Source organism: Mailhella massiliensis (assembly GCF_020741395.1).
GTDB classification, from domain to species: Bacteria; Desulfobacterota; Desulfovibrionia; order Desulfovibrionales; family Desulfovibrionaceae; genus Mailhella; species Mailhella massiliensis_A.
In genome coordinates, this window is the sequence record NZ_DYZA01000071.1 from 1 (window position 1) to 4,472 (window position 4,472).

Sequence of the window (4,472 nt, forward strand, 5' to 3'; positions counted from 1 at the left end):
TGGCACCGACAGAAAGGAAATGGAGCTCATGAACAGAATTGAACTGTTGACCTCATCCTTACCAAGGATGCGCTCTACCAACTGAGCTACATGAGCATTTCGTCTCTCGGCAGGGGAGAACCTACCTAAACGCACCCCTTCCGTCAAGCGATAATGGCCATTTTTTTAATTTTTCTTCCGATTTTTATGCCTTCATGAGTTTTTTGATGAGGTTTTCTTCACTTTCTCTTAATAATTCCAATAAGTTAACTTTGTATTTCTCTGGAGTGAAAACATCGGCCCCCTTTATGACGAAAGGCCAGAAGGCCCGGGTGGTGATTTCCTCCGCCCTTCTTGCCGCGCTTCCCCGCACCAGAGGGCAGCCGAAGCGCAGGGCCATGGCCGCCGTGTGCGCGTTGGTCAGGCCGTGCTTCGGGCAGGAGGTGAATTCCAGGGCCACGCCTTTTTCTGCGGCAAAGGCCGCCGCTTCCGCATCAATGAGGCCGGGGTGGGCGAGAATGTCGGCCCCTGCCTCTATGGCGGCGAGGTTGGTTCCTGCCTCTACCTGATCGCAGAGCGTTTCCCCGTGCACCAGCACAAGTTCAGCTCCGGCGGCTCTGGCTTCCTGTACGGCGGAGGGGATGAGCGCCGGCGGGACATGGCAAAGCTCCACCCCCGTGCGGGCCTCCACATTGGCGTAAAGGCTGTATGTCCGCACGAGCTTTGCCGTCTTTGCAAGAGCGGAAAAGCCGTTTTCCTCCCAAGGCAGGATGAGGGCCGCAAAGCGAAGCCCTGCCAGAGCGGCATAATGCAGGGCTGAGGCGGCGCTCAGCCCTCCTTCGCCGGGAGTAAGAATGATATGAAAGTCCGTCATGGTGTAGCCTCCCCGGGCATCATAGGGGGGATGGAAGGAAAAGGAAAGCGGCCGTTGGCAACGCTGTTTTGCCATTTGCGCTTGCGGAGGGAATGATGTATGCTTACGCCCCATTCATACCGATCATTACTGAGGGACACCATGACCAAAGAAAAAAAGTATTCCACGCTTCCCGCTTCTGAAAAGGCTCCCGTCATGCAGCACTGGCTGGCCGAACACAAGGCGCGCGATCTGGCCGTGTTTCAGCTGCCGGAAGGCAACCCGCTGGCCGATATCGTCATCATCGCTTCCGCCTCTTCCGCCCGCCATGCCCGCAGTCTGGCCGACGGGCTTTCGGAGATGTGCAAGCAGGAGAAGTTCGAGATACTCCGCACGGAAGGGTATCAGGAAGGTCAGTGGGTTCTGGTGGACCTCAACGATGTCATCGTGCACATTTTTCAGGAACCCGTCCGGGAGCTTTACCGTCTGGAAGCTCTCTGGTCCGGCGCCGAAGCGCTGCCCGCCACAGCAGCGGAAGGAAAGGAGAATCTTTGATGTCCGCAGTGAAACCCACCCTTTTTCTCATTCTCGACGGTTACGGCCTTGCGCCGGCCGGCCCGGGAAACGCCGCCAGCCTGGCGCATACCCCCACCCTTGACCGTCTCTTTTCCATGCCCGGCATGGGAAGGCTGGACGCTTCCGGCCGTCAGGTCGGCCTGCCCTCCGGTTTCATCGGCAACTCCGAAGTGGGGCACCTCAATATCGGTGCGGGCCGCATCGTCTATCAGGACATGACCCGCATCGACATGGCCATTGAAAATGGGGATCTTTTCAAGAACCCCGTGCTGGTGGATCTTTTGGAAAAGACCCGCGCCCGGGGCGGACGCATCCATTTTTGCGGTCTGCTTTCCGACGGCGGCGTGCACAGCCATATCAACCATCTCTTCGCGCTTCTGGAAATGGCGCAGAAGGAAGGCGTGCCTGCTCTTGTCCATGCCTTTTTCGACGGGCGCGACACGCCTCCCTGTTCCGGCATCGACTATGTCGCCCGTCTGGAGCCTGAGTTGGAAAAGACGGGGGCGAAGCTTGCCGACATGGTGGGCCGCTTCTATGTGATGGACCGCGATAAGCACTGGGAAAGGGTGGAAGTGGCCTGGAACATGCTCGTGCACGGCAAGGGCGACCGCATCTCCAGCCCCACGGAAGCTCTTCGCGCGGCCTATGCCGAAGGGGAGACCGATGAATTTCTGAAGCCGCGCATCCTGCTCGATCCTTCCGAATCCGTGATCCGCAACGGCGACGGCGTCTTCTGCTTCAACTTCCGCGCCGACCGCGGCCGCGAGCTGGTGCGCGCCCTGACCGACCCTGAGTTCACCGGGTTCGACCGCGGTGTCATGCCCGATATGGCGGGCGTGGCTTCCATGACTTCCTATGAGTCCACGCTCACCGCTCCCGTGGCCTTCACCAAGGACAATCTGGATAAAACCATGGGCGAGCTTGTTTCCTCCATGGGCATGAAGCAGTTGCGCATAGCGGAAACGGAAAAGTACGCCCACGTCACCTATTTTTTCAGCGGCGGCCGCGAAGCCCCGTTTGAGAATGAAGACCGTATTCTTGTGGAATCCCCCCGCGATGTGGCCACCTATGATCTCAAGCCTCAGATGAGCGCCGTGGAAGTGACCGACAAGCTCATCGAAGCCTGGAACAGCGGCAAGTACGACTTTGTGGTGTGCAACCTGGCCAACCCCGATATGGTGGGACATACCGGCGTGCTCGAAGCCGCAATCAAGGCCTGTGAAACTGTGGATGCCTGCGTAGCCCGTATCGAGAAGGCCGTTATGGACAAGGGCGGTATTTTGTGCATCACGGCAGACCACGGCAATGTGGAAAAGATGGTCGATGAGGAAGGTCGCCCGCAGACGGCGCACACACTGAATCAGACTCCTTTCCTTATTGTGGAAGGCGGGAAGGCCCATCCCGTGGGCAACGGTAAGCTCGGCGATATCATGCCCACCATCCTTACTCTGTGGGGCGTACCTGTTCCTTCGGAAATGACCGGCAGCAACCTGCTTGTCTGACACGACGGGCCCCCGTTCCGGCGGGGCCCACGTTTTTTCTGGAACCTCCTGGAGAATGGAATGATCCCTGCAGAACCGGTCAGGCCTGAAAGCATGGCTTTGCTTTTTGTCTATATCTGCCCTCATTGCGGAAATGAGGTCGTGCTTGTTGCTCCTGTGCAGCCCATGACGGTGACCTGCGGCTCCTGCCGCAACCGTTTTCCCATAGTCCCTGTGGATGAGCGCACCGTGCAGTATGTGTATACCATGCTCGGCGACGGGAGGGCTGCGGTCAATCCCAGCTTCTGAACCGGGTTCCCGGTAAAAGGGCCTGCCTTCGCGGCAGGCTTTTTTTTGCCCGGAAAAATTGATATTGTAACTTATAATGAATAGAATGATATCATACCAATATGAAAAAGGACGCATTCCGTGCTGTACAGGCGAGGCTTGTCCCGGCGCAAGCCCCGCGGAAGCGGCCTGTGAAAAATCTGTTTCTTTCCGGAAAGGACGGACAACGAGCGAGATTTTATTTCCCGACAGGAGAGAGCATTTTCCGCAGTTTTCCTTTTTCTGATTTTCCTTTCGGCCCGAAGCAGAGCCACGTCGCCGGGTGAACTCTTGGAAGATATTTTTCGGAGTCATCTGCGCACAGGCCCCATACGCCGGGAGGGTTCGGCGCAGGGGGCGGGGCCAGGCACTGTCTGAAGCAAAAATTCACCGGGGTATGATGAAGTAAGATATCCGCCTTTCGGGCTTGGAGTTTTTTATCCGGCTGTTGCCTCAGGGCCGGTCGGAGACGGTTGCGGTCTGAAGGCTGTTTTTTCAAATCAGCAGAGGTGGCAGGATGAAAGCAGATATTTCCAAAGAGCGCGCGAAACGCTGGGCCGTGTTTTTTCTCAGTCTGTTCTTTATGGGGAACGGCATTGCCCTCGTTACCAACGCACAGCTGGGAACCACGCCCATTTCCAGCGTGCCCTATGTGGTTGCCAGAATTTTCGGCATATCCATGGGTACCGGCACCTTCATCATCAATACTTTCATGCTTCTTGCCCAGATTCCCCTGCTGGGAAAGACGTTCCGGCCCAAGCAGTTCCTTCAGTTGCCGTGCGTGTTTGTTTTCAGCTTGTTCATTGACCTGGGGATGTGGATCAGCCACTCCTTCATCCCCGAGCTCTGGCATATGCGCATGGGCATGACGCTGGTGGGCTGTGGCATTATGGCCTTCGGCATCATGCTGGAAATAGCCAGCAACACCATTGTCATTCCCGGGGAGGGCTTCGTGCTTGCCCTAGCCTACCGGACAAAACTTCCTTTCGGCAATCTCAAAATCATCAACGATGTGACGCTGGTCTGCCTGGCGGCTCTGCTCGGTTGGCTGTGCCTGGGCCGGATTGAGGGCCTGAGGGAGGGAACCGTGGTTACGGCTTTTCTGACGGGGGTGTTCATCCGTTTCTTCAGCCGTTGTTTCCACATGTCTATAGAACGCTGGTTCAAGCGTTGAGATAAAATTTTTCTTGACCGGGGAGCAAAGCTTCACTACAACACACTGAGTGCGCTTATAGCTCAGTTGGATAGAGCAACTG

5 protein-coding genes and 1 tRNA gene are annotated in these 4,472 nt (G+C 56.8%); 4 read left to right on the forward strand and 2 right to left on the reverse strand.

Annotated features, from left to right (window positions below; translation table 11 throughout):
* Window positions 1-20: 20 nt before the first annotated feature.
* Both K8W16_RS03845 and K8W16_RS03850 read right to left on the reverse strand, forming a co-directional pair.
* Window positions 21-96 (reverse strand) — tRNA-Thr (locus K8W16_RS03845).
* Between the two features lie 88 nt (window positions 97-184).
* The gene (locus tag K8W16_RS03850) at window positions 185-853 is read right to left on the reverse strand and encodes a histidinol phosphate phosphatase domain-containing protein (protein ID WP_304121292.1); all 669 of its coding nucleotides are present in this window, start codon (window positions 851-853) and stop codon (window positions 185-187) included.
* 141 nt (window positions 854-994) lie between these two features.
* On the opposite strand from K8W16_RS03850, the gene rsfS reads away from it, so the two are divergent.
* The 4 genes from rsfS to K8W16_RS03870 all read left to right on the forward strand — a co-directional run bounded on the left by rsfS (window position 995) and on the right by K8W16_RS03870 (window position 4,390).
* Window positions 995-1,387: a ribosome silencing factor gene (rsfS, locus tag K8W16_RS03855; RefSeq protein WP_304121294.1), complete on the forward strand. Its 393-nt coding sequence runs from the start codon at window positions 995-997 to the stop codon at window positions 1,385-1,387.
* On the forward strand, window positions 1,387-2,910 hold the full coding sequence (gene gpmI, locus K8W16_RS03860; RefSeq protein WP_304121296.1) for a 2,3-bisphosphoglycerate-independent phosphoglycerate mutase: 1,524 nt from the start codon (window positions 1,387-1,389) through the stop codon (window positions 2,908-2,910). The genes rsfS and gpmI overlap by 1 nt, the downstream gene beginning before the upstream one ends.
* A 93-nt stretch (window positions 2,911-3,003) precedes the next feature.
* Window positions 3,004-3,198 (forward strand): hypothetical protein, encoded by a 195-nt coding sequence (locus K8W16_RS03865; RefSeq protein WP_304121298.1) that lies wholly within the window; start codon window positions 3,004-3,006, stop codon window positions 3,196-3,198.
* A gap of 535 nt (window positions 3,199-3,733) precedes the next feature.
* The gene (locus K8W16_RS03870; RefSeq protein ID WP_304121300.1) at window positions 3,734-4,390 is read left to right on the forward strand and encodes a YitT family protein; all 657 of its coding nucleotides are present in this window, start codon (window positions 3,734-3,736) and stop codon (window positions 4,388-4,390) included.
* The last annotated feature ends 82 nt before the right edge of the window (window positions 4,391-4,472 follow it).